We start from the raw sequence: 15807 nt of genomic DNA, 5'->3' as shown, positions 1-15807 counted from the left end.
TGCCATCAAACGAATACGAGGTAGCAGATAACGACGGAAGCGATAAACCCGACGGCGTCGGAGATCAGACCCACCTTCAAGGCGTAGCTGGCCTTGCGGATGCCGATCGCCCCGAAATACACGGTAATCACATAAAGTGTTGTATCGGTGCTGCCCTGAATGGTCGATGCGATGCGTCCTACCAAGGAGTCGGGGCCAAACTGCGAGATCAGGTCCGTAGTGAAGGCAAGTGAACCGGCGCCGGTAATCGGTCTCAGAAAAGCGAGGGGAACGACCTCGGTAGGCAGACCGATCGCTTCGCAGATCGGCTTCAGCCATCCGGTAAACAGATCCATAGCCCCGGAGGCGCGAAACACGCTGATGGCAACCATCATCCCGACCAGATGAGGGATAATGCGGATAGCCGTATCAAACCCGTCCTTGGCTCCGTCTACGAACGATTCGTAGACGGGCACTTTACGATAAGCCGCATAAAGCGGAATGAAGACGATAATGACGGGGATGGCCCATGAGGAAATTAAATTGACCAAATCATACACGTGCCATCATCCTTTCCCCGATCCGAGCGGCGAGCTCTTGCTCCGATACCAGCGGTCAACCATAATGGCGGCCGCGGTGGAGATGAAGGTAGCCAAAAGTGTGGTTCCGACGATTTCCGCCGGATTGGCCGAATTGTAGCTCATGCGGATGGCGATCAGCGTCGTAGGAATCAACGTAATACTGGCGGTATTCAGCGCAAGCAGCGTGCACATCGCCGGACTCGCAATATCCTTGTTCGGATTCAGCTTCTGCAGCTCCTGCATCGCCTTAATTCCCATCGGTGTGGCGGCATTGCCCAAACCAAAGATGTTGGCGCTCATATTCGACATGATATATCCGAGCGCCGGATGATTCCGGGGGACCCCCGGGAATAAAGAACGGACTACGGGGCTCAGCAGCCTGGACATTTTCTGCAGCAGTCCGGCGTCCTCGGCGATCCGCATCATGCCTAGCCAGAACACCATAATGCTGATCAATCCGAAGCATACAGTTACGCCGCTCTTGGCACCGTCGAAAACCGCTTCCGTCACCAGATCGATTCTTCCTTGAAAAGCCGCTACAATAAAGCCGGCTACCATAAAAAACAACCAGATGTAATTGACCATGAACGTTCGCTCTCCTTCCCGTTTACTTGACTTGACCGGTAAAGAGCACACGGGATAATGCCTGAAGAATATACAGCCATTCTCTGGCGCGCGCTTCATTCAACATTTCCATTTCCGTGAGGGAAAAGGAAGAACGGTCATTCAAATGAAGACGGGGACTGTCCTTTGCGTACAAAGGAACGGAACCGATCGGTTTGCCGTCCAGCAGGAACTGCAGATGCCCCGCTTCACCAAGCCTGTATGCCGTTGATCCGGCGTCATTCATCACCAATTGCCGCGTAAACCGGCTCCGTTCTGCTTCTTCCGCCGGGTAGCTGAACGATCCGCCGGCTGCGAGGTCTGTGCCTAACACGGGTTCTCCTGAACGGATGAAGGGGACAAGGGGGTAATGCTTGAAGCCGTAATCCAGGAGTCTGGCGTGATCGATCCAATCGTTCGGATCGTTCAACGTCACCGCAGCGAGCTGCTGCCCTCCTCTGGTTGCTGAGGAGACAAGACATCGTTTGGCAAGCTTGGTATATCCGGTTTTGACCCCGTCAGCGCCTTCATACAGCGATAGCATCTTATTTTTATTGACCCAGGAATAGTCCCAGGATTCATTCGGATTAGGCACTTTTTTCACTTTCGTTTTGACGATTTCCTGGAAGACCGGATTTTTGAGCGCGTAGGCCGTCAGCCTGGCCATATCGTTCGCCGTGGAATAATGCCCTTCCGCATCGAGCCCGGAAGGATTTTTGAAGCTGGAATTCGTCATCCCGATCATCCGCGCCTTCTCATTCATTAAAAAGGCGAAGCCCTCTACGCTGCCGCCGACATGCTCGGCGATCGTCATCGCTGCGTCATTGCCGGATCGAAGCATCAGTCCATACAAAAGGTCCTTCAAGCTCATTTCTTCATCCAGCCTTAAATAAATAGAAGATCCTTCGGTTCCGAACGCATTCTTGCCGACCTTCGCCATATCGCTCAGTTTCCCGTGTTCAATCGCCACTATTGCAGTCATGATCTTGGTCAGACTGGCGATTCTCATCGGCTTATCCCCTTGGACGCTGAACAGAAGCCGCCCTGAGGTGACATCGATCAGCGCCGCGCTTTCTGCGCTGGTGGATACGCCGGGCGCCGCCTGGACCTCTGCAGGCAGCAAGCCTCCCGTACAAACGAGTAGTAAAGCAAGTAGCAGCAGACATCCTTTTCTCATCCTAAATCCTCCCGCAAGCCATCCTTTGGAAACGAAGCCGCCGCCACCTAAGGGCAGGCCCATTCCTTCTCATCTTGTACATATATATGCATTCAGGACAAGGTTATGTATGGCTTGACCGAATCAGGCCGACCGGGCGAATCAGATACTTTCATTAAAAAAAGATGAATACATCCGGAACGGATATACTCATCTTTTTTATAGATTTATTTCACGGCCTTGGGCAGGTGCTCTTTACAATAAGCGTCTACCGTTTGTTCTTCATCTTCTTCCAGATCGAACTCCAGATACCGTTCTGTCGTTTTTTCGAAAATTTCGTATTTCACGAGATTGGTTTTATTTTCGTCCACACGATAAATGACCCTAATATATAAACCGTTCTCTGAGTATAGCTCATCATCCTCAGAAACCTCGACATCAAGCAAAAACTCATACCGCTCTCCGGACAAGATGCCGAAGGGGTCTTTGATCCATTCGACTTTATGGCCGATAATGGTCAACATGCTGTCATTCCCTTCTCAACATTGGCGATTGCCGCTTTATCATCGGACAAAGGCTGCCGGACCCAACGGCCGGCAGCCTTTCTTACTTGGAATCTATCCAACGCGGATGATTCAGTTTTTGTTAAAAATGTCGGTCAGCACAGGTACGATTTGCGATTTACGTGATACTACGCCTTTAAGAACGGCTTTATTATCAACCAGCTTTACATTGTACGCTTGCTCTACGGCATTCGCCTTATTGCCGAGGGCCAAAGCAATGGAATCGTTATTTAAAATATCCGTTACAACGAAAAGGAACAAATCCAAGCCTTTTTCCGAAATGATTTGCGAAAGAGCCGCTTCCAGCTCCGCTTGGCGAGAAAGAACATCGTTCGTATCAACAGCGTTAACTTGAGCGATTTCAACCTTGGAGCCTCCCATTTGGAATTCCTTAGAATCCAGGGAGATCAGTTGGCTGATTGTTTTGTCGCTCAAATCAGCACCGGCTTTGAGCATTTCCAAACCGTAGCTCTCGGCATTCACGCCGGCGATTTCAGCCAGCTCACGTGCCGCAGCCACATCTTCCTCCGTGCAAGTCGGCGATTTGAATAGAAGCGAATCGGAAATAATAGCGGATAACATCAAGCCTGCAATAGGTTTATCAATGGAGATCCCGTTTTCTTTATACAATTTTTTGAGAATCGTCGCTGTGCAGCCGACCGGTTCGGCACGGTAATACAAAGGACCGCTGGTTTCAAAATTCGCGATACGGTGGTGGTCGATCACCTCTGCCACGCGAACCTGATCGATGTCCGTCGCACTTTGCTGGCGTTCATTGTGATCGACCAAAATGACGCTTTTTACTTCATTGGCTACGGTCTCAACCAGACGAGGCGCCTCAACATTGAATTGTTTCAATGCATGCTGCGTTTCCCCATTGATCTCGCCCAAACGGACGGGTTCCACATTTTGACCCAATTTGGTTTTCAAATCAGCATACGCAATGGCAGAACAAATGGAATCCGTATCCGGATTTTTATGCCCGAAGATAAGTACTTTTTCCATGATCTTACTCCCTTATTCTTTTTTTATTAGCGAGAAAAGTATACCTTAGAACGATATTCACAATCAAGATTATATCATAATATCCTTCTAACTCCTATTATTTTAGTAGGAATACTTAAACCTTTCAATAGCCATGGAATATGTATGCACGAACTGCAGCCAGATTACATTCTCCCGATCATAAGGGATAAAATGCCGGCGGCAATCAGCGGGCCCACAGGAACCCCCTTGAATAGCGCTACACCCAGAATGGTACCAGTTAATAATCCTGTTGTGATCGCAGGCTGATTCAGCATCAGGGAAGCCCCACGACCGCCCAGATAAGCGACGAGGATCCCGACGGCAACGGCAAGCAGCGACTTCCAATGCAGAAAATTCTGCGCTAGCGCTTGAAGCGTCAGTTTCCCGCTGGCGACCGGCGTCATGATGCCGATCGTCAAGATAATAATCCCCAAAGTAAGTCCGTGCTTTTCCAGAAACGGAAATGCCTGATGAAGGTTGAGCGCTCTCAAGAGAAGCAGGACAACCATGGCGACGGTAATGGAGGTATTGCTGGATAGAATGCCGAGTGCTGCAAAAAGCAGCAGAATTAACGAAGGCATATCGAGTTGATGCATTTTGGCATCTCCCTTCTTCTATAAATCGCATGAAAATGACTCCTAAGTAAATATAAAGAAATCCTCGGCAAAGAGCAACCGAATCAAGAAAACAGTAAAGCTGCCCCGGTCGCGGGAGCAGCTTCTTATGGGTTAAAGCCATCGTGTTCCAAGAAAGGGATGAAGTAATATTCATCTGAAGAATGTTACACGATGTAATTCTCATTCTCGACAGAGGTTACCGTAGATGTTTCTCCTGCATCCTTTTTGGAATTCGCCTTGATCATCGATTGAAGCCGGTCGACCACGTGCGGAGCCGAGTCGATCAGCCGTTCCACCAGATGCGTCTGGTTATCCAGCGGCAAAATTTTCACGCCGTTCTTGCCTACGACCAAGAAAGCGATTGGCGTAATGGATACCCCGCCGCCGCTGCCGCCGCCGAAGGGCAATGCGACGGATGCGTTATGCGCATCGTTGCGGCTAACACTGCTGCCATCTTCAACATTGTAATCACTGCCGCCTGCAGCAAAGCCAAATGCCACTCGGGATATAGGCATAATTACGCTGCCGTCAGGGGTCTCCACAGGGTCGCCGACAATCGTATTCACATCGACCATAGCCTTAATATTTTCCATTGATGTTTTCATTAAACCTTGAATCGGATGTTCGCTCATGAAAATATACCTCCTTGAAAGATGACTTGACCTAAACACTTATATCGTGTCCTTTAAGAGGTATGATTATGTAGATCCCGAGCTTCCGGCAGGAAGCAGAACGTTCCGCCATACCTTAAGGCCACCTTTGACTTTAAGGATGCGCAACAGAAGCCGTAAGCCGGCACTAACCAGATATACCAGTCGAATTTGCAGGATGCACGCTCCTTCGATCACAAACAGCTTTTGGTTGAAAGCCGGCATAACCTGAAGTTGGGGCTGGGTATCCAATTGGATAAAACGGAACAGAAATCTGAGGATCATGGATTTGATCCCCCAGATGCTCCCCACCAGTAATGCCGTCTCGGGGGCATCCCCGATGCCGACAGAGGTCCTCCAATTGAACTGCGTACAATGGATTCGGCGCATCGTTCCGGATAACCATTCTTGAAAATGAAAGCAATGCTGAAGCAGGACCTGTACTTTTTCATAGGCTTCCTTCATTTTCTCCAGATTAATCTGCTTCTTCTGGTCCTTCATAAGCCTGTCGGCCGTCACATTCACTTGAGCCGTGTGCAGTTCAAATCCCTCCGCCCAGTTTTTGAAGCGAATCGTCGGAACATAGTAATTCACCTGCACAAGGCCGAAGAGAGCGCGGAGATTCAATAAAATTTCATCATTTTTATCTTGATGGGTAAACGTTATCCGGATCCGAACCTGGCTTAGTGCCAAGAGAACGATCAGCGCGCCGATCATCCCGGCGGCCCAAGCCCAAAACATATCAAGCAACCCCTTCCTGCAGGTAAGCCATCGTCCCGAAAACATTAAGAAAACCCCTGAATGACAAGAAGCTTGCCGCTTCTTTTTCCTCAGGAGTTAGTATAGCCCTGCTTAGGCGAAACATACATGTCAGATTTGATCCGCCGGATCAATCTCGTCGATCGTCATTTGCTTTCCATCCAGCTTCTCAAACAGAAGCCGCGTTTCTTCTTCCAGATTATCCTCGTTCTCGAACATCGTTGTTTCCGGCAAATCGGCAAGCGAGGCCAATCCAAAATAATCCAGAAACGATTTGGTGGTTCCATATAATATCGGCCGTCCGGGTGCGTCAGCGCGGTCTACTTCCTGGATCAAATCCTTGGCAACCAGCGTTTGCAGCGCACGGTCCGATTTCACCCCGCGAATTTCCTCAATATCAATACGGGTAATCGGCTGTCTGTAGGCAACTATGGCGAGCGTTTCCAGTGCGGCTTGCGATAAAGATGATCGGGATGGCGAATAAGCCAGACGTTCAAAATAAGGTGCGTGTTCGGGCAGCGTCGCCAGCTGGTAGGTCCCGGCAAGCTCGACGATCTGAAGGCCTCTGCCCTGCCTCTTCATGTCCGACTGCAAATCCAATATCATCTCGCGGATAAAATTGGCGTCCTGCTCCAGCACCTCAGACAACTGCTTGGCATCAAGCCCTTCATCTCCCGCCACAAACAGCAAGCCTTCAATAACTGATTTCATCTGTCCAAAGTCCATTCGCCGTTCCATCCTCTCTTGCCTGTATCACAATGTCGTCAAAAAGCCGGTGCTGAAAGCAAATAATCCGTTTGATCTTCATCAGCTCCAGCATTGCCAAAAACGTCACCACTACCGCTTCCCTTGTCGTATCCTCTTGCAAAAGTCTGGAGAAAAGCACTTTGCCTCCCTGGCTCTCCAGCGCTTCGAGCACCTCAAGCATCCGGTCCTTGACGGAAATTTCGTCTTTACGGATTTTGGCGATGGCTTGCCGGCTGTGCATGCGGCGCAGCGCTTTGCGAAACGCATGAACCAGATCGGCAACATGAAGTCCCTTCACCGGATTTTCAATGACTGTAGAGACGTATGGAGTTAAGTCCTCGGGCTCCCGCGTAAAAATCAGACTGCGTTCCACTTCTTTATCCCGTAAATGATCGGCTATCGCTTTATATTTGCGGTATTCAATCAGCTTTGCAACAAGTTCCGCCCTTGGATCGTAATCCTCATCCATCATATAGTCGTCAAATTCCAGGTCCACAACAGGCGGCTTGGGCAGCAGCATTTTGCTTTTAATCGACAACAAGGTGGCCGCCATGACGAGAAACTCGCTCGTCACTTCAAGCTCAAGCTCCTGCATGGCGTCCAAATATTCCATGTATTGATCCGTAATGTCTTTGATTGGAATGTCGTAAATGTCGACTTCCGCCTTATCAATCAAATGGAGCAGCAAATCAAGGGGGCCCTCAAAGGTTTCAAGTTTTACCGTGACTTTCACTTTCCGTTCGTTCCCCCTTAAGTCATGCCTTCAACGTTTATTTTGAGAATTGCTTGGCCAAGTTGGCCATTTCTATCGCGCTAGCGGCCGCTTCCCAGCCTTTGTTGCCGGCTTTGGTTCCCGCACGCTCCACGGCCTGCTCAATCGAGTCGGTCGTCAGAACGCCGAAGATGGTAGGTACGCCGGTTTTGAGCGCGATCGCTGCGACGCCTTTAGCCGCCTCGTTGCACACATAATCAAAATGAGGAGTTGAACCGCGGATGACGGCACCTAACGTGATCACGGCGTCGTACCGGCCGCTTTCAGCCATTTTTTGTGCGATCAAAGGAATTTCAAAAGCTCCCGGAACCCAGGCGATTTCGATTTCATCTTCTTGTACGCCATGGCGCTTCAATGCGTCCAGAGCGCCGCCCAGCAGCTTGTTGGTAATAAATTCATTGAAACGTCCAACCACAATACCGTACTTTAATCCCTGTGATACCAAATGTCCTTCGTATATTTTCGCCATAACGCTCTAACATCCCTTCATGTTCAAAATTATTTTTTCACGCCAAAATCGAGCAGATGGCCAAGCTTGGCCTGTTTCGTGTGCAAATAAACCGTGTTGTCTTCGTTTTCTTCCATTTGGATAGGTATCCGTTCGATGACTTCGAGACCGTAGCCTTCCAGCCCGCGAATTTTGCGGGGGTTGTTCGTCAGCAGCCGGATTTTTCTCACGCCAAGATCCTTCAAAATTTGCGCCCCGATGCCGTAATCCCGCAAATCGGGCGCAAAACCCAGCTTCAGGTTCGCGTCTACTGTATCGAATCCCTGCTCCTGCAGCTTGTAAGCCTTCAGCTTGTTGATCAGCCCGATGCCCCGTCCCTCCTGACGCATATAGAGGAGCACCCCGGCGCCCGCCTCGTCGATTTGCTTCAAGGCTGCGGCAAGCTGCGGTCCGCAATCGCAGCGGTGGGAATGAAATACATCGCCGGTCAGGCATTCGGAATGAACACGCACCAAGGTAGGGCGGTCGCTGTCAATCTTGCCCTTGACCAAGGCCACATGCTCCTTTTGATCCACGACATTCGTATAAGCGATCGCTTGGAAGACGCCGAAATCGGTTGGCATCCTGACTTCGACTTCACGCTGAACAAGCTTTTCCTTATGATTACGGTATTTGATCAAATCTTGAATCGTGATGATTTTGATGCCGTGCTTCCGGCTGATTTCCATCAGATCAGGCACCCTCGCCATCTCTCCGTCTTCCTTGATCACCTCACAAATGACCCCGGCCGGGTAGGCTCCGCATAAGTTGGCCAGATCTACCGCCGCTTCGGTATGGCCGGCACGGCGCAGCACTCCGCCTTTCTTGGCGATCAGCGGGAAAATATGCCCCGGCCGGCGGAAGCTTTGCGGCTTGGTACGCTTGTCGATCAGCGCCATGACTGTCCGCGAACGCTCCGAAGCCGAAATCCCTGTCGTCGTTTCGATGTGGTCTACGGACACCGTAAACGCGGTGCCGTGGTAGTCCGTATTCCGCGAAACCATCGGCGGCAGGTCAAGCTCCTTGGCCCGTTCCCCGGTAATCGGTACGCATACCAGACCGCGGCCTTCTTTGATCATGAAGTTGATGACCTCGGGCGTCGCCTTTTCGGCCAAAGCGACGAAGTCGCCTTCATTCTCGCGGTCTTCGTCATCCACAACGATAATGACTTTGCCGAGTATCAGATCGTAAATCGCTTCTTCGATCGAATGAAAACGGATTGGCTCTTCCATTGCTCTCACTCCTTTTTTTCTATCCCCGATGATCTTTGCCTTAGATGAAGCCATTCTCCGCAAGAAAAGCTTCGGTCAGCTTTGCCTTCGGTGAAATCGCCGAGCCGCTTCCGCCGCGGTAAGTCATGAGCCTCTCCATGTACTTGCCCAGCACATCGCCTTCCAGATTGACCTCGTCCCCTTGTTTCTTGTACTGAAGGACCGTCTCGCTAAGCGTGTGCGGTATGATCGATACGGTAAACGAGTTCTCCGTCGCTTCGACAACCGTGAGGCTGATGCCGTCGATCGTGATGGAGCCGTGAGGAATAATATATTTTAGAATACCCGTGTCACGCGGCTCTACACGAAAAACGACCGCGTTCTCTTCCGGGGTTCTACCTGTAATGACTCCGGTTGTATCTACATGTCCTTGGACGATATGCCCGCCAAAGCGTCCGTTGGCCGGCATCGCGCGTTCCAGGTTGACCGGAGCGCCGGTTGACAGCCGGGACAGGTTGGTCCGACGGTACGTTTCGGGCATCACATCCACGGTAAAGGCAGACTCGTCGAACGAAACGACGGTAAGACATACCCCGTTCACCGAAATGCTGTCTCCGAGCTTAACGTCGTCGAGAATCCGTTTGGCCCCGATTGTCAGTACCATGGCCTGCCCCTGCTTGGCCATGTGACGCAGCGTACCGATTTCTTCTATGATGCCTGTAAACATCCGTTACCCCCCGCTTTCATTTTCGGTATCACTCTCTGCTTCATACCGGGGATACCCGGAGATGCAGATGTCGTTATCGAAGCGTTCAACCTCCAGACGCTCCAATGCTATAGCTTCCCGCATCCTCCCGAATCCGGGAAAATCGAAATTGCCCGGGGCTGCCGCTCCCCCGCCGATGATCTTTGGTGCGTAGAAGAGCACCAATTTGTCCACAAGGCGTGCTTCCAGCAGCGCGCCGCTCAGCTTGCCGCCGCCTTCGACAAGCAGCGAGCCGATCTCGCGCTCGCCCAGCCGCTCCATGGCGGCGCGTAGATCGACTGCCGGCCCCGGGCCGCAGTCGATGACCTCGACGCCGAGCGTTTCGAGCTCGCGGCGGCGCGCTTGGGGCGCCCGTTCGGTCGTCAGCACGACCGTGGGCGCCTCGCCGTCCCGCACGAGCCGTGCGTCGCGCGGGATGCGCAGCGTCGAGTCGACGACGACGCGGATGGGATTCAGACCCGGCACCGGGAGCCGGGTCGTCAAGGCCGGATCATCGGCCAGTACCGTGCCGATGCCGACCATAATCGCCTGATGACGATGGCGCAGCGTGTGAACGTATGAGCGGGAACCGTCGCCCGTAATCCACTTGCTGTCGCCTGTTCTGGCGGCGATTTTGCCGTCCAGCGTGCTGGCGCTCTTGACGGTGACGAACGGCCGGCGGGTGACGATGAACTTGTTGAACGCTTCATTCAGCTTCACAGCCTCCCGCTCCAGCACGCCCGTCGTCACCTCAATGCCGCTCGCGCGAAGCTTCGCGATGCCGCTCCCCGCCACCAGCGGGTTCGGGTCCGTCGCCGCGATCACGACCCGTTTTACGCCTTCACGGATGAGCCGGTCACTGCACGGCGGCGTCTTGCCGTGATGACTGCAGGGCTCGAGCGTGACATAAACCGTGCTGCCCTGCGCTTGCCTTCCGGCCATCTGCAGCGCATGAATTTCGGCATGCGCCTCACCGCGTTTCAAATGCGCGCCCATACCGACCACTCGGCCTTCCTTGACAAGCACGCAGCCGACGACGGGATTAATGCCCGTTTGTCCCGAGGCGGAAGCGGCCAGCTGCAGGGCAAGCCGCATATAAAATTCATCGTTAATACCGCCCGTAGGCATCGTCATGATCCGCCCCCCATTCTCTTGATGATGCAGCTGGCCGAAACTTTGCGGCCAACGCAAAAAAGCCGCCTTTCGCAATACAAAAGGGGCATGGGATTGTTAACGTATGGGAATGCCGTGGAATTGCACAGGAACAGGACGCCGATACCGCCGATACCGCCGTTACCTCCGGTAAACCATTTCGGCTTGTCAGACATCGACAAGCCGGCGGACGCGGCAGCTTCCTTGTGAAATTACGCACATATGCAAATGACAAGATTTGCTCTTGCTTGGCCTTCCCCTTCTCCCATCCAGACTATACTGTCGGTCTCGGAATTTCACCGAGTCCACCGGCAACGGATGCCTGCCTAATACAAGGCGCATGGCCGCCGCACGGGTCACGGACTGAGTCAAGCAGCTAACGCCGCTTGTCATCACCGCCGGTTGGGAATTTCACCCTGCCCCGAAGGTTCCAGCTATGTTATTTTTAAAACCCAGTATAACGCTTGGAGTAAACTTTGTCTATACCGATTCCAATAATTTATACTTCAGTGACCTGAACGGACTCCATTTTGTCGCGGCCTTTGAAGGCATCGACGTGCTCCATGCCTTTTACGACTTTGCCAAACACCGTGTGCTGGCCGTCCAGATGAGGCTGCGGCTGGTAGCAAATATAGAATTGGCTTCCGCCGGTGTTGCGGCCTGCATGCGCCATAGCCAGCGTACCGCGCTCGTGCTTGTTCGGGTTGATTTCGCAGTTGATCGTGTATCCGGGGCCGCCGGTTCCCGATCCATGAGGGCATCCTCCTTGAGCTACAAATCCAGGAATGACGCGGTGGAATACAAGGCCGTTATAGAAACCGGAGTTTGCCAGCTTTTCGAAATTAGCTACGGTATTCGGAGCATCCTTGTCGAACAGTTCCAGTACGATTTCGTTTCCGTCAGCCATTTTGATGGTTGCTTGCTTTGCCATAGGTATATACATCTCCTTATTTTCGTCATATATGTAACCGGAAATGATGCTTCAGCAAATATCCCAGGTTGTCCTCAACTATTTTACTATGAAAATCAGCTCCGCACAAATGGTAGATCCGTGTGCCGTTTCAATATGACAACAAAACGCCCAGCCGTCAGCTGAGCGTCTCTTCCATTATGTTGTTTTCGTTACCTGCTTCATCCGCTCAGGCACGACGTCATTCCCCACAAGATACTCAAACGTCTCGCGTTTAACGACCACGTCGGCTTGCCCGTCTTTCACAAAAACGACCGCCGGACGGCGAATGCGGTTATAATTGCTGGCCATCGCGTAATTGTATGCGCCGGTGCAGGCTACGGCAAGCAAATCACCTGTCCGTACCTTCGGCAGATTCACATCCCAGATCAGCATATCTCCGCTTTCGCAGCATTTGCCTGCAATGGAGACGACTTCCTCATTCGGGTCATGCGCGCGGTTGGCAAGCATGGCTTCATACTGCGCTTCGTACAAAGCAGGACGCGGATTATCCGTCATGCCGCCGTCCACCGCTACATATTTGCGGACGCCCGGGATGTCCTTATACGTGCCGACGGTATACAAAGTCGTTCCCGCATCGCCTACAATGCTGCGCCCCGGCTCGATCCAAATTTCCGGAAGCGGATATGCGTGGTTCCCGAAATTGCCGCGGACCGCATCCGTGATCGCTTTGACATATTCCGCCACAGGTAAGGGCGTATCCCCCTCGACATAGCGAATGCCAAAACCGCCGCCCAGATTGATGACGCTAAACGTCACATCAAGCTCCTGACGCACCTTCAAGGCAAAGTCCGTCACTTTGTCCACCGCCAAACGGAATCCGCCCACCTCGAAAATTTGCGAACCGATATGGGAATGCACGCCGAGCAGAATCAAATGAGACAGGTCCGATGCTTCTTTGACCGCTTGCATAGCGGAGCCGTTCTCCAAATCGAATCCGAATTTGGAATCCGTTTGACCCGTTGAGATATATTCATGCGTATGCGCATCGACTCCCGGAGTAATGCGAAGCAGGATGTTCACCTTTTGTTTCTTCTCGGCTGCAATCGCATTAAGCATATGCAGCTCCACGAAGTTGTCGACGACAAAGCAGCCGATCTTCGCATCGACGGCCATCTCCAATTCGTATGGCGTCTTATTGTTGCCGTGGAAATGAATCCGCTCCGCCGGAAATCCTGCCTGCAGCGCAGTGTACAGCTCGCCGTCGGACACGACGTCCAGCGACATGCCTTCTTCCTCCACGATGCGGCACATCGCCATGACGCTGAACGCTTTGCTGGCGTAAGCTACCTGGAAGCGGAGGCCCGAATGGCGAAAAGCCTCTACAAATTCGCGGCACCGCCGGCGAATCAGCGCTTCATCCATGACATAAAGCGGGGTGCCGAATTTCTTTGCCAATTCTACTGTATCGCAGCCACCGATTTCAAGGTGCCCATTGTCATTGATTTTACTTGTGCCGTGTAAATACATCGTGTGTTATTCCCTCTTCCCTAACTAGACATTTCTTCTAAAGTAACACAGATGGACTCGGACTGACAATAAGCAAAACCTTTCCTTAAGCGCAAAGCCGTAAGGTTTGTTAAAGGCAGGTCTGTCAGCGCTGCGGCTGCCTCGTCCTGTCGGTCGGCTTGGTGATGCTTAACCGGGTTTTCATCGACATAAACGGGCGTCTGATGATAATGTCGGCCATCGCTTTGGCGTTAAACGGTATAAACGGCCATAAGTACGGCGTGTTATAAGATCTTTGGAGCGCCAGCATAAGGACAAGCAAGGTAGAGCCAATCACAAGACCGGGCACCTTGAAGACGGCTGTCGCCAACAGCAGACCCAACCGGGCCAACCGGTTCGCGAGGCTGAGCTCATAGCTCGGTGTGGCAAAGGTACCGACAGCCGCCACGGCAAGATACAAAATCACCTCATTGACGAATAATCCGCTTTTCACCGCCACGTCTCCGATCAAAATCGCCGCGACCAAGCCCATCGCCGTCGCCAGCGGAGTAGGCGTATGAATCGCTGCCATCCGCATTAAATCCAGTCCGAACTCGGCAATCAGGAACTGGCCGAGCAGCGGAATTTTCCCCGCCTTCTGCGGTCCGATGAAATCCAGTCCCGCTGGCTTGAGTTCCGGCGCGATCACCATCAGCATCCAGAGCGGCAGCAGGAAAAGTGAAGCGGCAATGCCGAAAAAACGGACCCAGCGCAGGTAGGTTCCGGTCAGCGGGGTTTGCCGGTACTCTTCCGCATGCTGGACATGATGAAAAAATGTCGTCGGCAGGATCATGACGGAAGGCGATGTATCAACGAACACAATCAAATGTCCCTCCAGCAAATGCGCCGAGACGACATCCGGACGCTCGGAGAACCGTACCATAGGATAAGGATTCCACCCTTTGCCAATGATGGCCTCTTCCAGCTGCTTCTCTGCCAACGGCATCCCGTCCACATCGACCTGTTGAATTTTGTCGCGAACCGCTTCCACCAAATTTTTATCGCAAATATCCTGAATATACCCAATGCAGATATCGGTCTGCGTCCGTTTACCGGCTTGGGTGATCTCCAGCTTCAAACGGGGGTCGCGAATTCTGCGGCGCACCAGGGTTACGTTCGTCAGCAGCGTTTCCACAAAACCGTCCCGCGACCCGCGCACTACCCGCTCCAGATCCGGTTCCTCCGTGGAGCGGACAGGGAAGCTTTTGGCATCCACCAGCACCGCTTCCTCGTAGCCTTCGAAGAAAAAAGCCGTTCCGCCTATCGCCGCATGATCAATGGCTTCTTTCAGCTTCTTTGTCTTCGTCACTTGAATATGGGGAATCAGCGCTTGCTCGAAAAGCGCGATCACATCGGACTGTTCCTTGCCCTGATCGCCTTGGCCTGCTGTGTGCCCGTCGTCCTGATGCCTTTGATCCGCATAGGATAGACGCACCAGAATATCGGTCAGCACCGTATCCTTGGCAAATCCGTTGTAATAAAATATGCCGGTATTTTGACCTCCAAACACCATTTCCCGGAACACCACATCGAAGCTTTTATTCAACCCCACCTGCTCTTCCAGCTGCCTTTTTAAACGCCCGAAATCCTTTGAAATGGATGTATCCTTCATCAGCTCGCGTTCTTCTTCAGTCAATGTCCATTCTTGATGAAAAGAGCCGGATTCTCCCTTAGGACTGCCGCCGGATGAAGCTTCTGATTCGATGTGAGGCTGCGGCATCTCCGATTCGGTTTCGGAGTTGTCAATAATGTTTCCCTCGCTGTCTATAGCCAGCTTCTCCTCCGATTTTCCGTTTTGCCTATCTTCCTTCTCAAGGTCCGAACCCGTTCGGACCCTCAAAAGCTTCGCTCTTTTATACGGCTTCATCCCTTTATCCTCCTTGATACGAATAAGGATCACTTCAGCACACCCAGCCAATCGATTAGCGACCCGATGACTTTACCGAAAATCATCGCCATCAGCAGCCAAATCATAAATGGCTCCATACGGATCCGCTTGGCCAAAATCGGCAGCACATTAATCACTTCTGTCAGCGCGGCCGCGAGCATTCCGACAAAGATACCGGCAAACAGACCGAACCCTGCCGCAGCCATCGGAAAAAGAAAATACGTCCATTCAAAAAAATCGGTCAGCGTAAAAAACAGCGAACCAAAAATAACGGCTATTTCATAAGACCGGATGTTTTTATACGATCTGGTAATTTGAGCCAATCGGGGGATGACATCCAGCACGACCAGAAACGCTACCATACCGCTGCCAACCACCAGTCCGCCGCCGATCCCGATAAACATCTGAAGCAG

Annotated in this window: 18 protein-coding genes and 1 riboswitch; all 18 genes read right to left on the bottom strand. The window is 52.1% G+C overall.

Annotation, left to right across the window (positions count from 1 at the left end):
• Positions 1-5: 5 nt before the first annotated feature.
• The 18 genes from NR121_RS07100 to NR121_RS07015 all read right to left on the bottom strand — a co-directional run bounded on the left by NR121_RS07100 (position 6) and on the right by NR121_RS07015 (position 15798).
• A complete protein-coding gene (locus tag NR121_RS07100) occupies positions 6-539 on the bottom strand; it encodes a spore maturation protein (protein ID WP_062408897.1) in 534 nt (177 codons plus the stop codon).
• A gap of 6 nt (positions 540-545) precedes the next feature.
• Positions 546-1145 (bottom strand): nucleoside recognition domain-containing protein, encoded by a 600-nt coding sequence (locus NR121_RS07095; protein WP_054819902.1) that lies wholly within the window; start codon positions 1143-1145, stop codon positions 546-548.
• Between the two features lie 22 nt (positions 1146-1167).
• A complete protein-coding gene (locus NR121_RS07090; RefSeq protein ID WP_062408898.1) occupies positions 1168-2340 on the bottom strand; it encodes a D-alanyl-D-alanine carboxypeptidase family protein in 1173 nt (390 codons plus the stop codon).
• Between the two features lie 206 nt (positions 2341-2546).
• On the bottom strand, positions 2547-2843 hold the full coding sequence (locus NR121_RS07085) for a DUF6509 family protein (RefSeq protein ID WP_074726796.1): 297 nt from the start codon (positions 2841-2843) through the stop codon (positions 2547-2549).
• Between the two features lie 111 nt (positions 2844-2954).
• Positions 2955-3887, bottom strand: coding sequence for a manganese-dependent inorganic pyrophosphatase (locus tag NR121_RS07080; RefSeq protein ID WP_062408900.1), 933 nt, complete (start codon positions 3885-3887; stop codon positions 2955-2957).
• 164 nt (positions 3888-4051) lie between these two features.
• Positions 4052-4504 (bottom strand): DUF441 domain-containing protein, encoded by a 453-nt coding sequence (locus NR121_RS07075; RefSeq protein ID WP_054819901.1) that lies wholly within the window; start codon positions 4502-4504, stop codon positions 4052-4054.
• 185 nt (positions 4505-4689) lie between these two features.
• Complete coding sequence (ytfJ, locus tag NR121_RS07070) at positions 4690-5157, bottom strand: GerW family sporulation protein (protein WP_054819900.1); 468 nt, start codon at positions 5155-5157, stop codon at positions 4690-4692.
• A gap of 66 nt (positions 5158-5223) precedes the next feature.
• The gene (locus tag NR121_RS07065) at positions 5224-5916 is read right to left on the bottom strand and encodes a DUF2953 domain-containing protein (RefSeq protein ID WP_054819899.1); all 693 of its coding nucleotides are present in this window, start codon (positions 5914-5916) and stop codon (positions 5224-5226) included.
• A 129-nt stretch (positions 5917-6045) separates the two neighbouring features.
• Complete coding sequence (gene scpB, locus NR121_RS07060; RefSeq protein WP_054819898.1) at positions 6046-6660, bottom strand: SMC-Scp complex subunit ScpB; 615 nt, start codon at positions 6658-6660, stop codon at positions 6046-6048.
• Positions 6629-7414 (bottom strand): segregation and condensation protein A, encoded by a 786-nt coding sequence (locus NR121_RS07055; protein ID WP_062408901.1) that lies wholly within the window; start codon positions 7412-7414, stop codon positions 6629-6631. The genes scpB and NR121_RS07055 overlap by 32 nt, the downstream gene beginning before the upstream one ends.
• Before the next feature lie 37 nt (positions 7415-7451).
• A complete protein-coding gene (gene ribH, locus NR121_RS07050; protein ID WP_062408902.1) occupies positions 7452-7922 on the bottom strand; it encodes a 6,7-dimethyl-8-ribityllumazine synthase in 471 nt (156 codons plus the stop codon).
• A 29-nt stretch (positions 7923-7951) separates the two neighbouring features.
• A complete protein-coding gene (locus NR121_RS07045) occupies positions 7952-9172 on the bottom strand; it encodes a bifunctional 3,4-dihydroxy-2-butanone-4-phosphate synthase/GTP cyclohydrolase II (protein ID WP_074726794.1) in 1221 nt (406 codons plus the stop codon).
• A 40-nt stretch (positions 9173-9212) separates the two neighbouring features.
• Positions 9213-9878: a riboflavin synthase gene (gene ribE, locus NR121_RS07040; protein WP_054819897.1), complete on the bottom strand. Its 666-nt coding sequence runs from the start codon at positions 9876-9878 to the stop codon at positions 9213-9215.
• Positions 9879-9881: 3 nt separating this feature from the next.
• Positions 9882-11024, bottom strand: coding sequence for a bifunctional diaminohydroxyphosphoribosylaminopyrimidine deaminase/5-amino-6-(5-phosphoribosylamino)uracil reductase RibD (gene ribD / locus NR121_RS07035; protein ID WP_256831046.1), 1143 nt, complete (start codon positions 11022-11024; stop codon positions 9882-9884).
• Positions 11025-11301: 277 nt separating this feature from the next.
• A riboswitch (FMN riboswitch) is annotated at positions 11302-11481 on the bottom strand.
• 66 nt (positions 11482-11547) lie between these two features.
• The gene (locus tag NR121_RS07030; protein WP_074726793.1) at positions 11548-11979 is read right to left on the bottom strand and encodes a peptidylprolyl isomerase; all 432 of its coding nucleotides are present in this window, start codon (positions 11977-11979) and stop codon (positions 11548-11550) included.
• A gap of 177 nt (positions 11980-12156) precedes the next feature.
• On the bottom strand, positions 12157-13488 hold the full coding sequence (lysA, locus tag NR121_RS07025; RefSeq protein WP_062408907.1) for a diaminopimelate decarboxylase: 1332 nt from the start codon (positions 13486-13488) through the stop codon (positions 12157-12159).
• 124 nt (positions 13489-13612) lie between these two features.
• The gene (locus NR121_RS07020; protein WP_256831006.1) at positions 13613-15373 is read right to left on the bottom strand and encodes a spore germination protein; all 1761 of its coding nucleotides are present in this window, start codon (positions 15371-15373) and stop codon (positions 13613-13615) included.
• Positions 15374-15402: 29 nt separating this feature from the next.
• Entirely contained in the window at positions 15403-15798 is a 396-nt protein-coding gene (locus NR121_RS07015; RefSeq protein WP_062408908.1) for a stage V sporulation protein AB, read from the bottom strand.
• Positions 15799-15807: the final 9 nt, after the last annotated feature.

It is taken from the genome of Paenibacillus sp. Pae15, assembly GCF_024519685.1.
Classification (GTDB): Bacteria; Bacillota; Bacilli; order Paenibacillales; family NBRC-103111; genus Paenibacillus_G; species Paenibacillus_G naphthalenovorans.
This window is presented reverse-complemented; position numbering and strand designations above follow the sequence as displayed.